General features: G+C 70.8%; 17 protein-coding genes, 1 pseudogene and 1 CRISPR repeat array. Of the genes and pseudogenes, 4 read left to right on the forward strand and 14 right to left on the reverse strand.

Annotated features, from left to right (window positions below; translation table 11 throughout):
- From BXA11_RS43395 to BXA11_RS31925, 3 genes and pseudogenes are all read right to left on the reverse strand, one after another.
- Positions 1-1,443: pseudogene (locus BXA11_RS43395) on the reverse strand (hypothetical protein); the annotation flags it as partial.
- Positions 1,444-1,930: 487 nt separating this feature from the next.
- On the reverse strand, positions 1,931-4,891 hold the full coding sequence (locus BXA11_RS31920) for an AfsR/SARP family transcriptional regulator (RefSeq protein WP_076440515.1): 2,961 nt from the start codon (positions 4,889-4,891) through the stop codon (positions 1,931-1,933).
- Positions 4,888-5,310, reverse strand: coding sequence for a pilus assembly protein TadG-related protein (locus BXA11_RS31925; protein ID WP_076440517.1), 423 nt, complete (start codon positions 5,308-5,310; stop codon positions 4,888-4,890). The genes BXA11_RS31920 and BXA11_RS31925 overlap by 4 nt, the downstream gene beginning before the upstream one ends.
- 23 nt (positions 5,311-5,333) lie before the next feature.
- On the opposite strand from BXA11_RS31925, the gene BXA11_RS31930 reads away from it, so the two are divergent.
- A complete protein-coding gene (locus BXA11_RS31930; RefSeq protein ID WP_204053980.1) occupies positions 5,334-5,804 on the forward strand; it encodes a hypothetical protein in 471 nt (156 codons plus the stop codon).
- A gap of 49 nt (positions 5,805-5,853) precedes the next feature.
- Here BXA11_RS31930 and BXA11_RS31935 read toward each other — a convergent pair whose 3' ends face one another.
- The 11 genes from BXA11_RS31935 to BXA11_RS31985 form a co-directional block, all read right to left on the reverse strand.
- Positions 5,854-6,357, reverse strand: a complete 504-nt coding sequence (locus BXA11_RS31935; protein WP_076440521.1) for a TadE/TadG family type IV pilus assembly protein — start codon at positions 6,355-6,357, stop codon at positions 5,854-5,856.
- Positions 6,354-6,734 (reverse strand): TadE/TadG family type IV pilus assembly protein, encoded by a 381-nt coding sequence (locus tag BXA11_RS31940; protein ID WP_076440713.1) that lies wholly within the window; start codon positions 6,732-6,734, stop codon positions 6,354-6,356. The genes BXA11_RS31935 and BXA11_RS31940 overlap by 4 nt, the downstream gene beginning before the upstream one ends.
- Positions 6,735-6,787: 53 nt before the next feature.
- Positions 6,788-6,985, reverse strand: coding sequence for a hypothetical protein (locus BXA11_RS43400; RefSeq protein ID WP_159454864.1), 198 nt, complete (start codon positions 6,983-6,985; stop codon positions 6,788-6,790).
- Between the two features lie 17 nt (positions 6,986-7,002).
- Complete coding sequence (locus BXA11_RS31950; RefSeq protein ID WP_076440525.1) at positions 7,003-7,872, reverse strand: type II secretion system F family protein; 870 nt, start codon at positions 7,870-7,872, stop codon at positions 7,003-7,005.
- Positions 7,869-8,723: a type II secretion system F family protein gene (locus tag BXA11_RS42560; RefSeq protein WP_076440715.1), complete on the reverse strand. Its 855-nt coding sequence runs from the start codon at positions 8,721-8,723 to the stop codon at positions 7,869-7,871. Before BXA11_RS42560 ends, BXA11_RS31950 begins: the two co-directional genes overlap by 4 nt.
- Positions 8,720-10,096 carry a TadA family conjugal transfer-associated ATPase gene (locus tag BXA11_RS31960; protein ID WP_076440527.1) on the reverse strand — a complete coding sequence of 459 codons (1,377 nt, stop codon included), beginning with the start codon at positions 10,094-10,096 and terminating at the stop codon, positions 8,720-8,722. Before BXA11_RS31960 ends, BXA11_RS42560 begins: the two co-directional genes overlap by 4 nt.
- On the reverse strand, positions 10,093-10,962 hold the full coding sequence (locus BXA11_RS31965; RefSeq protein WP_143734630.1) for a CpaE/TadZ family protein: 870 nt from the start codon (positions 10,960-10,962) through the stop codon (positions 10,093-10,095). The genes BXA11_RS31960 and BXA11_RS31965 overlap by 4 nt, the downstream gene beginning before the upstream one ends.
- A gap of 115 nt (positions 10,963-11,077) precedes the next feature.
- Positions 11,078-11,722: an SAF domain-containing protein gene (locus BXA11_RS31970; protein WP_083744728.1), complete on the reverse strand. Its 645-nt coding sequence runs from the start codon at positions 11,720-11,722 to the stop codon at positions 11,078-11,080.
- A 21-nt stretch (positions 11,723-11,743) separates the two neighbouring features.
- Positions 11,744-12,349 (reverse strand): hypothetical protein, encoded by a 606-nt coding sequence (locus tag BXA11_RS31975; RefSeq protein WP_083744729.1) that lies wholly within the window; start codon positions 12,347-12,349, stop codon positions 11,744-11,746.
- Positions 12,350-12,522: 173 nt separating this feature from the next.
- On the reverse strand, positions 12,523-12,927 hold the full coding sequence (locus tag BXA11_RS31980) for a hypothetical protein (RefSeq protein ID WP_076440533.1): 405 nt from the start codon (positions 12,925-12,927) through the stop codon (positions 12,523-12,525).
- Positions 12,928-13,696: 769 nt separating this feature from the next.
- Positions 13,697-14,470, reverse strand: a complete 774-nt coding sequence (locus BXA11_RS31985; RefSeq protein WP_076440535.1) for a GntR family transcriptional regulator — start codon at positions 14,468-14,470, stop codon at positions 13,697-13,699.
- 714 nt (positions 14,471-15,184) lie between these two features.
- Between BXA11_RS31985 and BXA11_RS42565 the strand changes: the two genes are divergently transcribed.
- Genes BXA11_RS42565 through BXA11_RS31995 form a run of 3 tightly spaced genes read left to right on the forward strand, consistent with a single transcriptional unit; the run spans position 15,185 to position 17,798 of the window.
- Complete coding sequence (locus BXA11_RS42565; protein WP_143734631.1) at positions 15,185-15,445, forward strand: hypothetical protein; 261 nt, start codon at positions 15,185-15,187, stop codon at positions 15,443-15,445.
- Entirely contained in the window at positions 15,442-15,726 is a 285-nt protein-coding gene (locus tag BXA11_RS31990; protein WP_076440537.1) for a hypothetical protein, read from the forward strand. The genes BXA11_RS42565 and BXA11_RS31990 overlap by 4 nt, the downstream gene beginning before the upstream one ends.
- A 32-nt stretch (positions 15,727-15,758) precedes the next feature.
- Entirely contained in the window at positions 15,759-17,798 is a 2,040-nt protein-coding gene (locus BXA11_RS31995) for a toprim domain-containing protein (protein ID WP_076440539.1), read from the forward strand.
- 69 nt (positions 17,799-17,867) lie between these two features.
- Positions 17,868-18,324: a CRISPR direct-repeat array (repeat unit 24 nt; unit sequence GGACCATCCCCGCGGGCGCGGGGG).
- The last annotated feature ends 18 nt before the right edge of the window (positions 18,325-18,342 follow it).

Genomic DNA, 18,342 nt, shown 5'->3' on the forward strand with positions numbered 1-18,342 from the left:
CTGATCGGTCACCTTCCAGTACGGCTGGCCACTTTGGCCACCCGAGGTCACATACTGGATCTTCCAGCCGAAATCATCGGCCGTCTTGTAGGTGCCCGAATCCGAATCCCGCACAATCTGCGAAGAGCGACCCCCCACCGACAGCGTCAGGGCCGAACCCGAGGCCGTGCCATCCGGCGACTCCCAGCACAGATGACCTTCCAACCGGTCCTCATACGCGCCACACGGCACGAACTGCCGCTCGATGAACCCCGCGTTCAACTCCCAGCCCAACCCCACCACTGAGGCCTGGTTGTTGGTATAAGACGTCAGCGAGTCCACCGACGACGACGAATACTGCAGGGCAAGCCCGGGCGCCGAGCCTCCCGGCGCCGGCACGGCCGGAAGCGGGTAGCTGTAGGAGAAACCCCCACCGGAAAGACCGACCTGCCACGTCCCGGACGGCTTCAAATCCGTCGCAGCGAACGACCCCGTCGCATCCGATGCCGTCGACGCAGCCGAGGCAGCCAGCACATACACCGACGCATCGCCCGCCGCCCCCGCAGCCGCAACACCGGAACCGGCCACAGGCGCCGGATCCGCGTCCAGCACCGCGGTCACCCTGCCGTGCACCACGTCATTGACGACCGGCAGCGTCCGCGTCGTCGCCTTGGCCCGCTCCACACACTCCTGCGACGGCCGGCTCTCAAGCATGCACGCCGGCACCCGCTTGAGGGTGAGACGTGATGCAAAACCGCCCGAATAGGCATTCCGAAACGAGGAGTAATCCAAAGCCACCCGGGCAGGAGCCGCATCCGTACCGCCGTCGCCACGCGTCAGCCGTACCGCGAGCCCGACCCCTCCCAGACGGCGCGCCACCGCGTTGTCGAACGTCTCCACCTGAACCGACGACGGTGACTTCCGTGGCGGTCTCCTGGTCTCGGAGGTTGGCGTCGCAGTCTTAGAGCGAGGCGTCGCCCTGCGGGTGGGCATCGGCCGGTGAGCCGGCGTGCGGGTCACCGTCGGCCTAGGGGTGGGCGCGGGCGCCACCTTCGGTGTGCGCGTCGGCTTGGGTGCCGGGGTCGCCGTGGCCATCGTGGAGGCATCCGGCGCCTCGACCGGAGCCACCGAAACCGGCAGACCCGCAACCGCGGCCGCGCCCTTGCCCTTGGACAGATCGACCTGGCCGGCCCCCGCCTTCGGCCACACCGGCGCTGGACGCTTCACCGGCTTCTGCAGATCCTCTGCACCCTTGGCCACCGACTTCACCCGAACCGGCTGCCCGTCAACACTCCGCTCAGAGCTCGGCGACGACGCGTCAGCAGCAGCCGGCTGCACCAGTCCATCCGGCACACCGACCCCGGCGACGAACACGCCAAGGGCGACCACCGCCCCGACCCACGCCCGTGATAAACGGCTGTGAATCGTGCTAGGCAGCAGTTTCCGGGCACGCGAAATCGGCACGCCGACCCCTCCGCAGGAAAAGCGAAGCGCTCGGCACGGCACGGCCGCTCGCCCCTATAAAGCAGAAATAAAGAGACCAAACGGGATCATGCGTGCCTAACAATCCCAGGTCAAGACCTACTTCGCATCTGGATGATCACCTGCCGTTATCTAGACGACAGCTATTATTCACTTCCATAACGCCCCACCAGGCGCGTTCCAAACGCGAGGACATGACAACGAAGCCAGATGTGCGATCTACATCACATCGCCAAATTCCTCTTGACATAAGAAGACAGGAGATGTGATTGGCGGTAGTGCCCACGACGCTGGAGACCCACCCTCAGCAGGCACAGGCCCCCAAACGGGGTCGATCACCAGTCCCGAAACACGTCCGTGGCCGCAGGGGCGGAAGAGCTGAGGGGCTGGTCGCGGCCATCCCGGTTGTCGCTCCAGCAGCGGGTCACCACCGCCAAATCCGATGGGGGGCAGCCGCGCCGGACAACCATCAGGCGGAGCGCCGAGCGGCAGCAAGCCGTCGGTAGAGAGCAGCAGTCTCAGGGTGGGGGTCGCCGTCGGCGCTGACCTCGGCGACCGCCTTCAGGCAGGCCTTCCACGCCTCGTGGACGCGGCTCATGTTCCCCGCCTCGTACTCGGCCCGCATGAGCGCCCGCCACAGCTGTTCGGCGTAGGGGTCGGAGGCGAGTCCCTGCCTGGCGGCGCGTGCGGAGCGGTCGGGGCGGCCGGCATCAAGCTCGAGTTCAGCGAGCAGGTCAGCGGCGTCGACGATTTCGGCGCGGATGTTCTCGATCACCGGAGTCTCCAGCCACCAGTGGTAGCAGCCGTCGAGCACCGGCCCCCGGACCAGGGCGAGAGCGTCCCACAGGTTGGTGGTGGAGTTGCGTTTGGCGCCGCGGTCGGCGAGTTCCTGGAAGCGGGTCCAGTCGAGGGTGATGGCGTGGGTGCGGTAGACGTAGGCGGAGTCGCACAGGATGCGTGCTTGGCTGTCGGGGGCTTTTCCGAGTTTGCCGCGGGTGCGGGTGATGAGCTGGCGGAGCTGGTCGGAGGGTTTGGGGGTGTCGGGGTCGGGGCCCATCATGGCGGCGAGCTGGACATTGCGTAGCCCACTCGGCCCGGCCAAGGTCAGGGCGAGTACGAGTTCGGCCATCTTCGGTTGGAGGTCGGCGACGGTCCCGGTGATCTCCAGCGGCCCGAGGATGGATACCTGCACCACCTCCATCGCCTCATCGCGCTGCGACTCGGGCTCGGCAGCTTCCGACTGTGCGGGCTCCCCCACCTCGAACGCCACGTGTTCCTGCTGGTCGTCAGCAAGTTCCGAGATGGCTGCCCCGTTCGCGCCGCTCGCCGGCGGCAGCAGGCTCTCGCCCGCATAGGCGTCATACGGTGGGTCGTCGACGGCGACGTCGGTGGTGTCGGCGGCGGCGGTGAACAGTTCCCCGAGCCGCTGGTAGGACTTGAGCGGCATGAGGGGCGGCCGCACTGTGAGGCCGGGCGGGGTGACGTTCAGCAGCGGGCCCTGGTCGTCCTGAGAGATCACGAACCGGGCGGGTGCGCTTGCAGCATCTGCGGGTACGAGAGCGGCCAGGCCGCCGGGCAGGGCGGTGACGGTGTCGACCAGCCGGGCCAGCTGATCGGGTGACGGGGTGCTCCTGCTGATCAGGACGGTGAGTGTCCAGTCGCCGTCGGGGTCGTGCAGGCGGCGGTCGGCCACGTCGGCCGGGCCGTCGGTGGTGGCGAGTCGTCCGCGGAGGTCGCGGGCTCGGTCGGCGAGCAGGCCGAGCGCCTCGGTCAGGTCCGTGCAGGGTCGGATGCGCGTGCCGGCCGCCTGTAGTTCGGGGAAGCCGACGGCGAGGACGTCGAACCATGGCCCATCACTGGTGATGAGTTCGGTGGCCGCGGTGGTGAGGAAGCGGTCGACCAGCTCGTCGGGGCCGGTTGCGGTGGCGGTCTGCAGGCGTTCGAGGTTCACCAGGAGTGCGTGTCCGTCGTCGAGGTGTCCGGTGGTGAGCAGTGCGGGGAGCACGTCGCGGGAGCTGTCCGCGTGGGCTGCGTTGCTGAGGTCGAGGCGCCAGGTCGCCTTCGTGCGGCCCTGGGTGAACGGGGCGGGGGGCGTGCCGGCGGGCTGGGCCAGCAGCAGTTCGACGGCATCGGTGCAGACGCGTGCGCCGAGCACGTGCGGCAGTTCGCGGCCGGCAGCGGCGGTGGCATCGCCGAGCGTGGCCAGGGCCAAGCGGGCGCGTTCGCGGGCGTCTGATGCGGCCAGGCGGTGTAGTTCCTGCTCGGTGGCCAGGGTGTCGGGGTCGGTGGGCAGGGTGATGCGGCGGCCGCGGCGGCGTGCTTGGCGTTGGGCGTGGCGGAGGCGGGCGAGGGTGAGCAGGGAGCCGACGGCCACTCCCCCGGCGAACGCCGCAACCGGTGTGCTGGGACCGCTGTCTTCTGCCTCTCCGCCGTCGGTCAGCAGGATCGCGGTCGGTTCCGGCGCCGATATACGCGCCTTCCGGGTCTGTGGCGTGTGCGAGGGCGGGGCCGCGTCTCCTACGACGGCCTGCCGCTCCCCCGCCTTCGAGAACTCCTGGCTGGCCGAGGGCTGGGGCGAGGAGGGGGCGCCGTCGTGCGGGCGGGAGAACTCGGGTGCGGCGCTTGGGTGGCCAGAGTGACGGTCCGCGACGGGTGGTTGTGGCCGGTCGAGGTCGATCGCGGCGGCCGGCATGCGCAGCACCCAACCGGGGCGGATCACGTCGGGCTGGGTGAAGCGTGCACCGTCGGTCATGACGCGGCCCAAGTTGAGCTGGGCGATTTCGGTGTAACGGTCGCCGTCGCCGAGGTGGCGTTCGGCGATGGTCCACAGGCAGTCGCCACGGCGCACCTGGTACGCCGCGTGCGTGAGCCGCAGCACCCGGGCGTGCGCCTGCCCGGACGGGCCGTGTGCCTTCGTCGTGGTGAACTGCCCAGACGCCAACGACTCGTCAGCGCCAGCGAAGCGTAGGGGGTCGTGCCCGGCGTCCGGTGCAGCGGTGGTGTCAGCCAGCGCGGCGGGGGCGGCGGCGACCACGGCGGCGGGCGGGACTGCGGCCATGACGAACGCCGCTGGGGAACCGGCGGCGAGCGCGACCGAGGAGATGAGCTGGGCCGACAGCCACTGGGCGGCGCCGAGCCCGGGCAGGTGCGGGGTGGCGCGGCCGCGGATCCGGAAGGTGAGCTCGACCAGGGTGCTGGCCACGAAGCCCGCCCACGCCGCCCAGCTCACAACCTTGACGACGGCGAGGAAGAGGGTGCCGTCGTCGCGGTGGGTCAACGCGTGGCCGATCTCGCCCAAGCCCGGGAGATGGGCGGGCAGGGGGGATCCGGCCAGCGCATACAGCACCAGGGGCACGCCGGCGATGAGCGCGGTCAGGACGGTGGCGGCCAGCAGTGCCCGCAGTCCGTCCAGCAGGCGGAACCTGGTCATTGCAGTTCTCCCTCCACGCCGGGGACGAGGCGGGCGGTGGCCGTCCCGGTCACCGCGATGTCGTTGATGCCGATCAGGGCCAGGAACAGGGTGGGCTCGGTTACTCGTACGCGGACCTGGATGGCGTGGGTGCCGGCCGGTGTGGCGGTCCCGGTGTGGCCGGTGGTGGCGAGGTAGGAGCGCGCGGCGCGCAGGGCGGCGGCCTGGTCGACGATGTAGCGGCCGTCGGTGTAGGCGGCGCGCTGGTCGACGTATCCGGCGCCGGCCCGGGCCGCCTCTTCCGCGATGTTGTAGGCTTCACGGCCGGCGCGGAGTTTGGCGGTGCCGTCCCATAGGAAGCCGGCGAGCATCAGCATCAGCGGGAAGACCGCCACGGCGGTGAACAGGGTGACCGACCCGCGGTCGCGTGTCCTGGTCATGCCGCTGCCAGTGTCTCGTGGCGGTGATCAATCATCTGGCCCGCGAAGGTGCTGGTGGTGGTCGGGGGGACAGTGACCTGGTTGGCGTCTGCGTCCACGCCGCCACCCACTGCACCGCAGCCCCCGACCGTTTCGACCTCGTCACGACGTGCCGTGTCAGTCGCGTCCGGCATCCTGAAGCCATGACGCGCTGGTTTCGCGCTTACTGGGATGAAGAGGACGTGTGGTTCTACTTCGAGGTCGATGCCGAGGGTTGGGTGAGCCGCCAGGTCGAACTCCGCGGACCGGACGGCATCCCCATCGCTGCGGCGTCGCTGACGGAATGGCAGCAGGCTCAGGCAGCGGGCCGGCTCGGCCGGTACGAGGCGACCTATGGCCGGACCGCGGAGACCCCTGTGCAGGAATGGGACGGATACGAACCCGACGCACTGACTGCGGCCGAGTTCGAAGACGTGTGGAGCCGGGCCCACCAGCACCTCAACAGGGATCGTTGAGCTTCCACAATCCGGCAGGCGGCTCATCTCGGTCCGCCGGCTGCCACCTTCACACATGGCCGCCTCCCGTTTTGTCACGCTCGTTGCCGGCCGAGGAACCGTCAGGGGCGGGGAGCCCCAGAGATCTCCCCCGGTAGGGGTCGATGGGCGAGGCGAAGGACGCGCGGACCGTCTTCTGGCCGGGCATTCCCGGCAGCAGGTCGCCGAGCCGGACCGTGCAGGTCACGCGGGCGACGACCTGAGCGGTGGTTCCGACCTGGCGGGAGAATCCGCTGGTGTCCACCGCGACCGACGGGCCGCAGCGCAGGCCCTCGCGGCGCAGCGAGGCTGCGACGCTGGTCGTGGCGGCGCGCCGGGCCTGGGCGGGGTCGCGGGCGATGGAGGCCTGCCGGGCGGCGTCGCGGGCGGCCGACTCGACCGCGCTGTATGCGGTGGCGATGCGCCCGGTGAGGACGACCAGGGCGATGAGCGCCAGCAGCGCGGGGGCGAGGACCACCAGCTCCAGCGTCGCGCTTCCCCGCTCGCCGTCCCGCAGCGCATGTCGGCAGCTCATGGCCGGTCCGCGGGGATGAAGCGTTCGACGGGGGCGCGGGAGACCTCCGAGACGGTCCAGCCGGCTCCGGGCAGGAACGACGGCACCCGGCCGGTGACGACGACTTCGACGGTGCCGGCGTCGCCGCCCGCCCGGGCGGCGGGGTGGGTGAGGAAGGCGCCTCCGACGCGGGTAGCGAAGCGCACCGCGGCGGCCGCCCCGGCGGGGCGGGAGGTGCCGTCAGCGCGGGCCGCCCGGACGCCTTCCTGCGCCGCGGCTTGGGCGGTGGAGTGCGCTTGGTAAACGAAGACGGCCTGGACGGCCGCCGCGACGACCAGGAGCAGCAGCGGGAACAGGATGACCATCTCCAGCGTGGCGGCCCCGCGGTCGTCGGACACGCGGCACCGCGTGCCACGGCGGGAACGGCGCGGGCCGGCGGCCCGGGGAGCGGTCATGGGATCTTGGCGAGCCATTCGGTGACCTTGTCCTTCATCACCGCCGCGGCGGCGATGGCGATGCCGATGATCAGGGTGGTGATGACGACCCATTCCAGGGTGCTGGCGCCGCGGTCTTCGCGTAGGCGCTGCAGGCGGGCCTGCGCCCGCAGGAGCAGGAGGGTGAGCTGGGGGGGCATGGTGGGTAGGCGCATCGGTCTCCTTGAGGGGGTCAGCCGGCGATGGCCAGCCGGTAGATCTGGGGGAAGGTCAGCAGCAGCAGGAAGGCCGCGCCGAGCAGGGCGATGGGGATGACCATGGCGGTGGTTCGGCCGTTGGCTTCGGCTTTGGCGGCGGCCAGGGCCTGGCCGCGCATGGAGGCGGCCTTGCTGATGAGGGTGTCCAGGACGCGGGCGCCTTCCTGCCCGGCGAGGGCGGCGATGTCGGCCAGGTCGGTGAGTTCGGTGATGCCGACCTGCTCGCCCAGCCGGGCGAGGCCCTCCCAGGCGGGTCGCTGGTTGCGGCGGGCCTGCTCCAGCACGGCGGTGATGCGGGCGAACGCCCAGCCGTCGCTGACCGACGCCGCCTTTTCCAGGGCGTCGACGGGTCCGGCGCCGGCGCTGCGTTCCAGGGCCACCAGGTCGAGGTAGCCGGTGATGGCGTGCCGGAAGTCGGCGCGCCGGCGGGCGGCCTCGGACCGCACGGTCAGGTCCGGGGCGAAGAACAGCACCACCCCGCCGAGCAGGGACGCGCCGGCCGGTAGCGCGACTCCGGGCGTGCCGCCCGTGGTCGTCATCAGCGCGGTGATCGCGGCGGGCAGCAGCAGTCCGAGCACGGCCAGGCCGAGCTTGGTGGCGAGGAAACGTTCGACCGGGCGGCCGAGCAGGGCCAGGTCGCGGTGCGGGCACGGCAGCGACCCCAGGTGGGTGGCCATGAGGCGGCCGAGCCGCTGGGCCAGGTCGCCGGAGGTGTCGGGTGGGATGTAGTCGGCGCGCAGGCGGGCGACCGCCTCCTCCAGCCGGGGCGGCGCCGGCCGCAGCTCGCGCACCAGCAGGAACAGCCCGAACCCGATCAGGGCCCCGGCCAGCAGGAACAGGTTCATCGCACTCCCCCGGTGAGGAAGCGGCCGGGTGGGCGGGCGGTGCCGAGGCGGTGCAGCCACCACAGGCCGAAGGCGTAGCAGGCGACGACAATCGCGAGGGCGACTTGTCCGGCGGTGGTGCCGAACGGGGCCACGTAGTCCCTGTTGAGGGCGGCGAAGCCGCTGTAGCCGAGGAGGAAGGCCATGATCCAGCGGACGGTGGCGCGGTGGCGGGCACGTTCGGCTTCGACCTCCCGCCGGGCGGCGACGTTGGCCGCGACCATGGCCGCCAGATTGGTCAGCACCTGCCGTACGCCGGCGCCGCGGCGGGACGCGGCGCGGATGAGCGCGGCGGCGATCAGGTCGGCCACCGGGTCGTCGAGGGCGTCGGCGAAGGCGCGCAGCGCCTGCTCGGTGTCGGCGCGCGCGGCGAGTTTGCGCCCGAGGTCGCACACTTCGGCGGCGATCGCCTCGGGTGGGTGCTCGACACCGCGGGCCAGGGCGTCCTCGAGCCCGGAGGCGGCGCCGAGCAGGTCGGAAAGGCGGCGGGTCCACTGTTCCAGCGCTTCCAGGCGGGCGATGCGCGAGCGGGCGCCGCGCCCTCCCGTCAGGCGTGGCACGGCGAAGCAGGCGCCGATGGCGGCGAGGCCGGCGACGGGCCAGCCGGTCATCAGGAACACCGCGGGGCCGAGCAGGACCGCCGCCCCGGCCTGCCGGCGCACCGCCGGATCCCCAGCCGCGCGGGCAAGGGTGGCCAGGCGGCCGTCCGGCCGTGGCGGCGCCGGGGCCCGCCCGCGTACGGCGAGCACGAGGCAGACGATCCCGGCCGCGGCCAGCCCGCCGGCCAGCGGCGCCAGCAGCGACCCGGTCATGACGCCCTCCACAGCACGGCGGGGTCGAACCCGGCGGCGACCAGGTCGTCCAGGCACTGCGGGGAGGTCGCCGGTGCGGCCCGCCCGTCGGGGCCGGGGCGGTAGATGTGGTTGCGCGCGGGCGTCGGCGTGTCGGCGGGCGGCAGCACCTCCAGCACCTCGGTGACGTAGCGGCGGTTGGTGCGCACGTCGCGCCGCAGGTGGACGACGAAGTCGACGGCCATACCGACCAGCCCGTGGATGTCCTCGCTGTCCAGCACGAGGCCGCCGGAGCGGCACAGCATGAGCAGGCGGGGAAAGACCTCCTCGGCGGAGTTGGCGTGGATGGTGCACAGCGAGCCTTCCTGGCCCGAGTTCATGGCCTGCAACATCGACCACGCCTCGTCGGCGCGGACCTCGCCGACGATGATCCGCACCGGGTTCATCCGCAGCGAGTGCTTGATCGCCGCATCGAGGGTGATCTGACCGTGGCCCTCGCTGTTGGCCTGGCGTGACTCGAAGGCCACCACGTCGCGGTGCCGGTGCGGCAGCTGGTCCAGGTAGAGCTCGTACTCGCTTTCCAGCGTGGCGATCCGCTCGTCGGGGTCGATCTCGGCGGCCAGGGCCCGCAGCATCGTCGTCTTGCCGGCATTCACCCCGCCGGTGACCAGGATGTCCTTGCGCGCCCGCACGGCCGCGGCGAGGAACGACGCCAGCCCGGCCTCCAGCGTGCCGAGCTCGACCAGGTCGGTCAGGGTGACGTCGACGTGCCGGTGGCAGCGGATCGACACGTGCGGCCGGGGCGTGATCGCCATGACCGCCGATAGCCGCACCCGCTCTTTCAGCGCCGCGTTGAGCATGGGGGTGACGGTGGAGAACTCCCGGGAGGTCTGGCCGCCGTGGACGCCCCACATGCGGATCCGCTGGATGAGCTCCTCGTCGCTGCCGGCGACCGCCGGACCGCGTACCTTGCGCCCGTCGGCGTAGGTGACCCAGACCTCGCGGCAGCCGTTGATGTCGATGTTCTGCACCGCCGCGTCGGCGATCAGCGGTTGCAGCGCGCCCAGGCCGTAGCGCTCGTCCTCGACCGCGCGGACCAGACGGGCGTGCGTCCCGGGCGCGATGACGACCCCGTCGGTGAGTCGCTCGCGGGCCCAGGCGGCTGTTGCGGCGTCGATGAGCTGGACGGCCTCCTCCCGGCCGGCCGCCCCTTCCAGGGCGTCGGCCACGCGGGCGCTGATGTCACCGACCGCCGCACGGAACGCCACGTCGTCGAGGCCGTCGTCGGTCGGGGTGGGGATGCCGGGGATCGGCGGCAAGCTCCCCGGCCCGGCCGGCCTGCTGGCGGGGGCAGCGGGAACCTCCTCGACCAGCCACAGCGGGTGCTCGCTCATCGCCGCCCTCCCCCAGAGTCGGCACCCGCGGCAGGAGCGGAGTGAAGGTCGGGGCCGGCGCCGAAGGACGCAGGCGGCACCACCCCAACCGCGGCGGCCGGCTGCTCCTCGGACGCGGAGTCGAGGCGCTCCCGTAGTTGGGCCCCGAGGTTGCCCACCGTCCGCAGCAGGGAGGACATCTGCAACCGGCCGGCCCACCTTGTGCGGCCGGCGGCGCCGTCCGACAGGATGTGCGCGGCCTTCGGCAGCATTGGGACCGTCCCCAGGATGGGCGTCCCGCCGAGCGTCCGGCTGACCTCCGCTGCGGGGTAGGGCCCTTCGCCGATCAGGAGCAGGAAGCGGGGCGTGGCGGCGAGGGCGCCGCGGCTGAGCGCCTCGATCCGCGGCCCGGCCATCGCGACGAACCGCACCGTCGGCCGCAGCACGAGCACCACGGCGTTCGCAGCGGTGAGGATCGCGTACGGCACGCTCTCCACGCCGAGCGCACCCACGTCCGCGATGACGTCGCGGCCGGCGGTCGTCAACACTTGGGCGATCTGCGGCCAGGAGCCCTTGATCTGCAGGGACTGACGCGGGTCGGCCACCCCGGGCAGCAGCAGCCTGCGCCGGGCGTCCCCGTCCAGTGCAACGGCCTCCTCGGCCAGCTGCACCCGCGCCGCCTCCAGGTCGCGCGCGGCCGTCATGGCCACCTCGGCCACCCCGGTCCGGTACGGCTGCTGCCCGGCGAAGTAGCCCGGCAACACGCCGCCGCCCGAGGGGTCGCATTCGGCGAGCAGTACCGGGTCGGGCCAGGTGAACGCGGCGGCCAGGCACACCGTGGTGACCCCGGGCGCCCCTCCGGGAGACGTGACCGCGATCAGTGCCATCCGCCCACCTCCGAGCAGGACGGCAGCGGCACGGCGGACACCAGGGGCCCGGCGGTCGGCCCGCGCGACCCGTACCGGCAGCAGCGCGGCCACCGCGCGGAGGAACCTCGGCCGATCACGCCGCGCCCCTGCGGGAGGTGAGGATGAGGGCGATGTGGCCGCCCATGGCCTCCCGAGCGATGAAGCCGCCCGTTCCGGGGCCGACCAGCAGGTCGACGACTCGCACACCGTCGGGGTCGGCCTCCCCCACCCGGTCGACGACGGCGGGGAGGTCCTTCGTCACGGCCCGGGTTTCCTGCCCGGGGTCGGTCAGTTCGGCGGCGACCAGGACGCGGTCGCCGGCACGCAGGCCCCGGGCTGGAAGCTGACCCGGCTTGAGCGCGAGCGGCACCAGCTGCTGGCCGGGGCCCGGGGTCATCGCGTCCGTCGTCTGGGTCTCCGCCAGGAGCGCGCCGGCCGTCAGGTCGGCGGCCGCGACCCGGCCGATCGTTTCCGCCAGCCGCCCCGCCGGGACGGTGGCGACCCTGGAGTCCGCCGAGATCTGCACCGAGGCCAGGTCGTCGGCGGTGATCACCTGGCCGATCGGGACGTCCCGGGCGACCATCAGCACGGGGCTGCGCTGGTCGAGTTCGGTGTAGGCGTACTGCCCGGCCAGCACGCCCGCCCCGATGAAGACCACGACGAGCAGGAACATCGGCGACCGGCGCCGCCTCGGCAGGGGAAGCGGCGTGACTGTATCGCGCGTACGCGTGCGCACCATCGGAAGGGAACTCCTCACAAGTCAGTCGGTGACCAGGGCCTGCGCCTCGGCCACGGTCAGGGCGTAGGAGGTGGACCGGCTGATCGGGGCCAGCGGGCCTCCCGCTCCCCCAGACCCCCGCCACGTCGCGCCCCACACGACCGTCACCGACACCCGGTAGGCGTTGCGCGGCTGGCCGGCCGACGACCGCTCATACAGATAGGTACAGCCGCTCTCTTGCTCCTGCGGCGGGCGATGCGGGTCGTACGGCGTGCCCGGGCCATCGCAGACGATGTCGGGCAAGCCCCCGCCCGGCGAGATGAGAAGCCGCCGCGGGGACGCCGTCACCTCGGCCCATACGTCCCCGACCTGCACCCGCTTGGACTTGGTCGTCCACTGCCCCGAGCCGTTCAGCCAGAACCACTGCCGAATGCCGACCATCCCCGGACGGCCGCGCGGCGGCGCGGTGCTCACCTGCGGCAACGGCAGAGCCAGTTCCTTTACGGCCTGGCCCGCCAGCATCTGCGAGGTCACCTCTGCTCCGCCGCCCGGCCGGATCAGCCCGCAGTAGAAGTCGTCGCTGCCCTGAGGGAAACCGTCGAGCGTCGGTGCGCAGTCGGGGTCGACCGTCTTCTCCACCTTCTGCACCGGAGCGGGCACCTTGCGCGCCGGAGCGGGCCGAGCGCGGCCTGGGGTGGCGGAGACGGTCTTAGCCCACAATTTCCACGCTTTGGGCAGCGTTATGGCTCCGTTCCCAGTGTCGGGTTCCGGCCCGGAGGAAATCGAGGGCGAGACGATCGCCGCGGCCACGAGCAGGGCGGTCACCGTGTGCACTTCGATCCCAGTGCCTTCGTCTGCGCGACGCGCCACCGCCCGTCGGCGCCCCTGCGCATCGTGGCTTCAACCGAGAAGTACGGGACGCTGCGCGTGCCCGAGATGAGCTTGTGGGTGCGCGAATCGGCCTCACCGTAGCGAGAGGCGTCCATGCAATCGAGGACAGTGGCCGTGTCGCCCTTCAGGGTCACCTTCTGGACGTGCACGACAACCTCCCCCCATCCCTCGCGATGCATGGCCTGATAGCGAGCGATGCCCTTGAGCTCGCCCTCGACCTGGTCGTCTGTCTCGTACTGGCTGAGCAGCCGCCGCGCCTCCTCGCGCGGCAGAGTGACAGCGCGGGTGCTTGCTGGCCAGTAGGCGGTGTAGGCCTCGACAACGGCGTCCTCCACGGTGGTCGCCCGTGCAGAGGGCGCCGCCAGCGGAGGACTCCCGGTCGGCGAGGCGGGGGGTGTCGCCGTACGACCGACCTCCTGCGAGGCGGTGCAACCGGAGACGGCGGCCAAGAGAGCAAGGAATCCCATTCGCCACGTCACACAAGACACTTCAGCACTCTCCGTAGTCAAATAATTGCGCGCTGTAGGGTAAAGGGGCGGCCTGATTTAGATCAAGAGCAAATTGCGGTTGGCGACCCAGCTTTAGAGGCATGAGAGTCGCGCGCAGTGGCGGACGACACGTCGAAAGGATCACGAGAACCCATTGCTTACGCCGTGACATCGGACGCGAGAAACTGCAAGCTGAGCCGATGACCGTGAACTTTCCGCCAGGCATTTCGGTCGTCCGAATTCGCCAGGAAGCACGTAGCTCTCAGAGAGGCCCTGTTGCTCGTGATTGCGAGGGCTGATCCCTCTCCCTGACCGCCGACGAGGCTTTCAGCCGGAAGGGCGACGAGCAGCTTGTACGCTTCTCCGTGGACGCCGCGACTACTCACCGCTGGTCACGCGATGGCGGCGATCGCCCATGGCTGGGACCGGAGGGAGTAGACAGAGGCAGATCGGAAAGCCCAGCGTTCTCGCCAGCGCAACCGCGCCGAGGAGCTGAGGGCGATTTCCTCTGGCTCTTCAAAGGGTTACGGGCGTGACGTTTGTCGGGAGAGGTCCCGCCTCGGCAGAAGGAGCCGCAAGCCGCGATGCGACTCTCACGGTTGGGAAGCGCGGCGAGTTACTCTCCTGCACCCATACGGGCCGAGTATTCCAGCAGGTACAGATCCCCCGGCAACACGATGTCGGCCGTCTCGACCACCCTCCCGCGCGACTCGTAGACCCGCTCGATCGTCAGCATGACGGAGCCCTGCGGGTGAGCGAGCTTTGCGCACTCCTCGGCAGTGCCCAATCGCGCTCCGACGGTCTCCCTCCAGCCGTCGATGGGGTGGCCGATGACGAGCATCCGCTCGGCCACACCTCGCCCGGCGTGCGGACCCTCCTCCGGCATAGCGATCGGCGTGCCCCTGGTGATCTCGAGCGGTTCCCAACTCGTGGAGAGCATCACGGGTTGTCCGTCCGCGGAGAAGAGGTACTCCGTACGGAGCACATCGGGCACATCCCCGGTCGGTTGGCCCAATCCCAGCCGCTCCCTGATTGGCTCGGGTGCCTGCGCAGTTCGAGAGGCATAGTCCCATGCGGCCCGCCGGCCCTGGGCTTCCATCTCGGCGGCAAAGGGACTCCCGGAGCGGTTGCCTCGATACCAGGCCCGGACGAGACGTTGGAGCTGCGGCTTGCGGCGCACATAGGTACCGGAACCGGACCGCGAGACAGCGAGCCCTTCGGCTACCAATACACCGATTGCGTCAGCGGCAGTGCTGCGCGAGGTCCCTTTCGTTCTGGCGAGCTCTGGGATGGACGGCAGCTTGTCACCCTCGTTGAACTCGCCGGACATAATGCGGCTTTTGAGTTCATCTGCAATACGCAGGTAGAGGTGCCTCTCACCGTAATCCACATGGATAGCTTGACGGGCTGCCCATGAAGCTTGCAAGCTTAACGGGAAGCAATCAAACCTTCCCGGTAAGCTTAAGAGTGGCCCCCTGATGTATAGACAGTCGCTTCCCCCAGTCGCCGAAGCAGCCGAGAGAGCGCGATCGTGGGCACGAAAAACGGCGAGCAGGCATCACCCGGAACTCGCTGCTCGGTGCGAGCGCGTGGTGTCCCGACTCGTCGCGAACGCGGTGCCCCGCACGCCCGAGGACGGGGTGATCGCGATCACGGTCACTCCGTCTGCCGGCCGCCTCCGGGTAGAAGTCCACGACCCGGGCGAACCCGTGGGAGGCGACGCGAAGGACGAATGGTCAGAGGTGTCGGAGCTCACGCCGTGGTACGGCGGCAGCCGTACTCGGAACGGGCACGTGACGTGGGCTGAGCTAAGAGGACCGGCGCCGTGATAGCTCCGATCCCCACGCTCCGCGCCGGGTGGGTCGACGCACCTCGGTCGGCAGAGAACCTGTCGCGCGAGTCACCGCCTGCTGAGTGAACAGGCGCATTGAAGCTGCCCCGCTGGTCGAGTTGTCACGATTGGCGGGGCTCGGGCGGCCCCACACCTGAGGGGGTCATGGGGCCGCCCGCCTTATGCCGCCCGCCAGGCCGCCGAAAAAGCGAGCCCGCCGCGGCGACGAAACCACCGAGCGGGCTCTTGAGATCAGGAATCGAGGTCCTGACCGTGAACAACGATCGCAAACGTTCCGCCCAGCCCGACTCCGATGACGATTCGTCGTTTCGTCGACTCGTTGACGCGTACCGCGGCGACTGGGTGGTCCGACGCCAACCATGGCTGTCGGCGACCAGGCGACGTCAACTCCCCTTCGGTGTGCTCAGGAAAAGCGATCTGGCCATGACGATCGAGGCGTCCGATCTCGCCGACCTTGCGCGGCAGCTCGAAGAGCAGACCCGGCTCGCGAACGACCATGTGGGAAAGGAATGATCCCCCCGCCGTACCACGGCATTCACGTCCCTGACCCGCAACCCGGCGCGGAGGAGCTGCGGTGGCTAAAGCCGCAGTGCCGCTGCACCCACATCAGGGTGCGGCGGCACACCTGCGAGTGCCGGCCCCGCATATATGAGCTGTGCCAGGCCGGAGGCCTCGTCTTCGTCCGGCGGACCGACAGGAAAAAGACAGGGCTGGAGGCGGCGGAAACGGAGTGGCTGTTGACCGCCCGGGCGCAGGAGCTGTGGCAGAAGATCCTCACCGGCCGGAGCGTGTGAGCTGACGAGGGTGACGGCTGGCGTCACAGGCAGTGCAATCCGACCGGCGCAGCGTCAGGGGCGTGGTTGATGAGGTTCGAGACCCCGAACGCCCCGATGCTGCGGCGCTGCTGGACATGGCCGCTCAGGAGGCCTCCCTGCTGCGCAGCGGCCAGGACTGGGCGCGGTTTCTCGACCTGGCCGCCAAGCATCGCGGGTACGGTTTCGCCGCTCTCCTGCTCATCCGCGCGTCCCGGCCGGACGCCACCATGCTGGCCGATTACGACTCCTGGCGGCGGCTCGGCCGCCAGGTGGTCAAGGGCGAGCGAGGGATCCGTATCGTCCAGTCGAACGACACACGGCCGTCGACCGTGTTCGACATCGGTCAGACCACGGCCATCCCATCCGCCGACGGCCGAGCAACAGGTACGGCGCCGCTCGAGCCCAGAGAGGCTTTGGCCGCGCTCTCCGACTTCGCTGGACGACTGGGCTTCCCCATCGTGCGGTCGCCGTACGACGGCGTGGCCGTGACCGTGCTGAGCAATGAGCACGGGCGCCGCTTCATCCGCGTCGCCGACCATCTGGACGACAACACCGCCATCGCCGCGGTGGCCCACGAGCTGGCGCACGTCATGCTGAAGCACCCGGCCGAAGCCCCTGCCGTCACCTCGCCCGTCTGCCGGGGCATCGCGAAGCTTCAGGCGGACTCGGTCGCGTACCTTTTCCTGCGTCGGCTCGGCATGGACGCCCACGGGATCGACTTTCCGAGCGTGTCCAGCTGGGCGGGGGCCGACCCCCGGGCTCCGCGCTTCGGCACGATGCTCGCGGTCGGCGACCGCGTCCTCCTGACCGCGTCGCTCGTCACCACGCACCTGGACAGCGCGTCACGTACGACGACCGACGTGCAGCAGGGCCGGACGAAGGGCGTACGCCGAGCGGAGCCAGAGACTGCGCAGGACCCCGAGACCACGTCTTTGGTGGCGCAGGTGCGTGAGGTTCACCGTCAGGCCGAACAGTTCTTTGTGGCACATCTGGAGCGTGGCTGGGCCGTGCCGTACCTCGGCAAGCGCGGCATCGACGCTCAGACGGCCCGGGAATGGCGGATCGGATACGCGCCGAGTGGACGGAAAGGACTAGTCGCCTACCTCCGCAGCCGCGGATACGAGGACGCGGTGCTCGAAGCATCCGGTCTGGCCAGACAGCGCGGCACCCGCCTGGTCGACGCGCTGCAGGACCGAATCATGCTGACCCTGCGGACACCGGAGGGCGGCATCGCCGGCTTCATCGGCCGCCACTCCCCACGAGGTCACGGACCGAAGTACCTCGCCAGCCGCGGCTCGGCGAAGGGCAGCGTGCTGTATGGCCTGGCAGAGAACCACCAGGCCCTCGCCGCCGGCACCCGCCCGGTCATCGTGGAGGGCCCCTTCGACGCCATCGCGGTCACCCTCGCCGGGTGCGGGCGGTATGTGGGGGTGGCGACCTGCGGGACCGCCCTCTCCCGCACGCAGGTCGACGCACTAGGACAGGTCAGCGACCTGGGCACCACCGCGGTCGTGATCACATTTGATGGCGACTCAGCGGGGATGCGGGGTGCCGTCAAGGCGTTCGAACTGTTGCGAGGCGCAGAGGCCGTACGCCTCCCCGAGGGTCGGGACCCCTCGGCCATCCTGGCGCAGGACGGTCCCGCCGCCCTGCACCGACTGCTGGACCGCAGCCGGGTGCCGCTCGCCGACATCGTGGTCGACGCCGAACTTTCGCAGTTCCCGCGCCTGCAGTTCGCCGAAGACCGGATGCGGGCTCTGCAGGCCGTTGCCCCGATCGTCGCCGACCTGCCGTCGGGACAAGTCGCACGCCAGGTCGTCCGTACAGCGACGCGGCTGGGCCTGGAGGCCATGACGGTCAACGAGGCTGTGGTGAACGCCGTCGAGCAGGCGCGTTTGCGGCCGGGGCTCGAGGGCCGAAACCTAAACCCGGTCGAGGTGGCGGGCCTTGATGTTCGAGAGGAGGTTTCCAGATTGAAGTCCCAGGCAGCCGTCACCGACCCACTATCCCCGAAACCCCGGACTCCGTATTCGCCTCGCCGGGGGACCTGACCAACGGCAAAGCCGGATGGCCGTCCCCCACAGGCGTGCGAGAGCGACGGTCAGACGGAGCCTAAGGAGGGACCACCCCCGCGGGCGCGGCGGCAACCACGCTGTCCACCGCCTCACGGTGATGCCCGCCGGACCATCCTCGCGGGCGCGGGCGCGGGGGCGAGGGGGAATGCACCGTTCGCGTGATCTGTGCCTATGGACCATCCCCGCGGGCGCGGGGGCGACAGGGGCCGGGTCCGGCTGGCTCGTGCCGCCCGGGACCATCCCCGCGGGCGCGGGGGCGACTTCGGGTCCACGTGCCCGCCCGTGTAATGGATCGGACCATCCCCGCGGGCGCGGGGGGCGACGAGCCGTGCTCGATGCCGTAGGAGGGCCCCTTCGGACTATCCCCGCGGGCGCGGGGGCGACAACCTCATCGACCCGCTCCAGTCCTCCCACCTGGGACCATCCCCGCGGGCGCGGGGGCGACGGGTAACGCATCCCGCCGAACGAGAACGCCTGGGGACCATCCCCGCGGGCGCGGGGGCGACACCATTGCCACTCC

This window comes from Microbispora rosea, from assembly GCF_900156315.1.
GTDB classification, from domain to species: Bacteria; Actinomycetota; Actinomycetes; order Streptosporangiales; family Streptosporangiaceae; genus Microbispora; species Microbispora rosea.

Bases quoted from the DNA above. Each gene is read 5' to 3' on its own strand.
- BXA11_RS31920 (WP_076440515.1), bottom strand. From the start codon at position 4,891: ATGACCAGGTTCCGCCTGCTGGACGGACTGCGGGCACTGCTGGCCGCC.
- BXA11_RS31925 (WP_076440517.1), bottom strand. From the start codon at position 5,310: ATGACCAGGACACGCGACCGCGGGTCGGTCACCCTGTTCACCGCCGTG.
- BXA11_RS31935 (WP_076440521.1), bottom strand. From the start codon at position 6,357: ATGAGCTGCCGACATGCGCTGCGGGACGGCGAGCGGGGAAGCGCGACG.
- BXA11_RS43400 (WP_159454864.1), bottom strand. From the start codon at position 6,985: ATGCGCCTACCCACCATGCCCCCCCAGCTCACCCTCCTGCTCCTGCGG.
- BXA11_RS31950 (WP_076440525.1), bottom strand. From the start codon at position 7,872: ATGAACCTGTTCCTGCTGGCCGGGGCCCTGATCGGGTTCGGGCTGTTC.
- BXA11_RS42560 (WP_076440715.1), bottom strand. From the start codon at position 8,723: ATGACCGGGTCGCTGCTGGCGCCGCTGGCCGGCGGGCTGGCCGCGGCC.
- BXA11_RS31960 (WP_076440527.1), bottom strand. From the start codon at position 10,096: ATGAGCGAGCACCCGCTGTGGCTGGTCGAGGAGGTTCCCGCTGCCCCC.
- BXA11_RS31965 (WP_143734630.1), bottom strand. From the start codon at position 10,962: ATGGCACTGATCGCGGTCACGTCTCCCGGAGGGGCGCCCGGGGTCACC.
- BXA11_RS31970 (WP_083744728.1), bottom strand. From the start codon at position 11,722: ATGGTGCGCACGCGTACGCGCGATACAGTCACGCCGCTTCCCCTGCCG.
- BXA11_RS31990 (WP_076440537.1), top strand. From the start codon at position 15,442: ATGATCCCCCCGCCGTACCACGGCATTCACGTCCCTGACCCGCAACCC.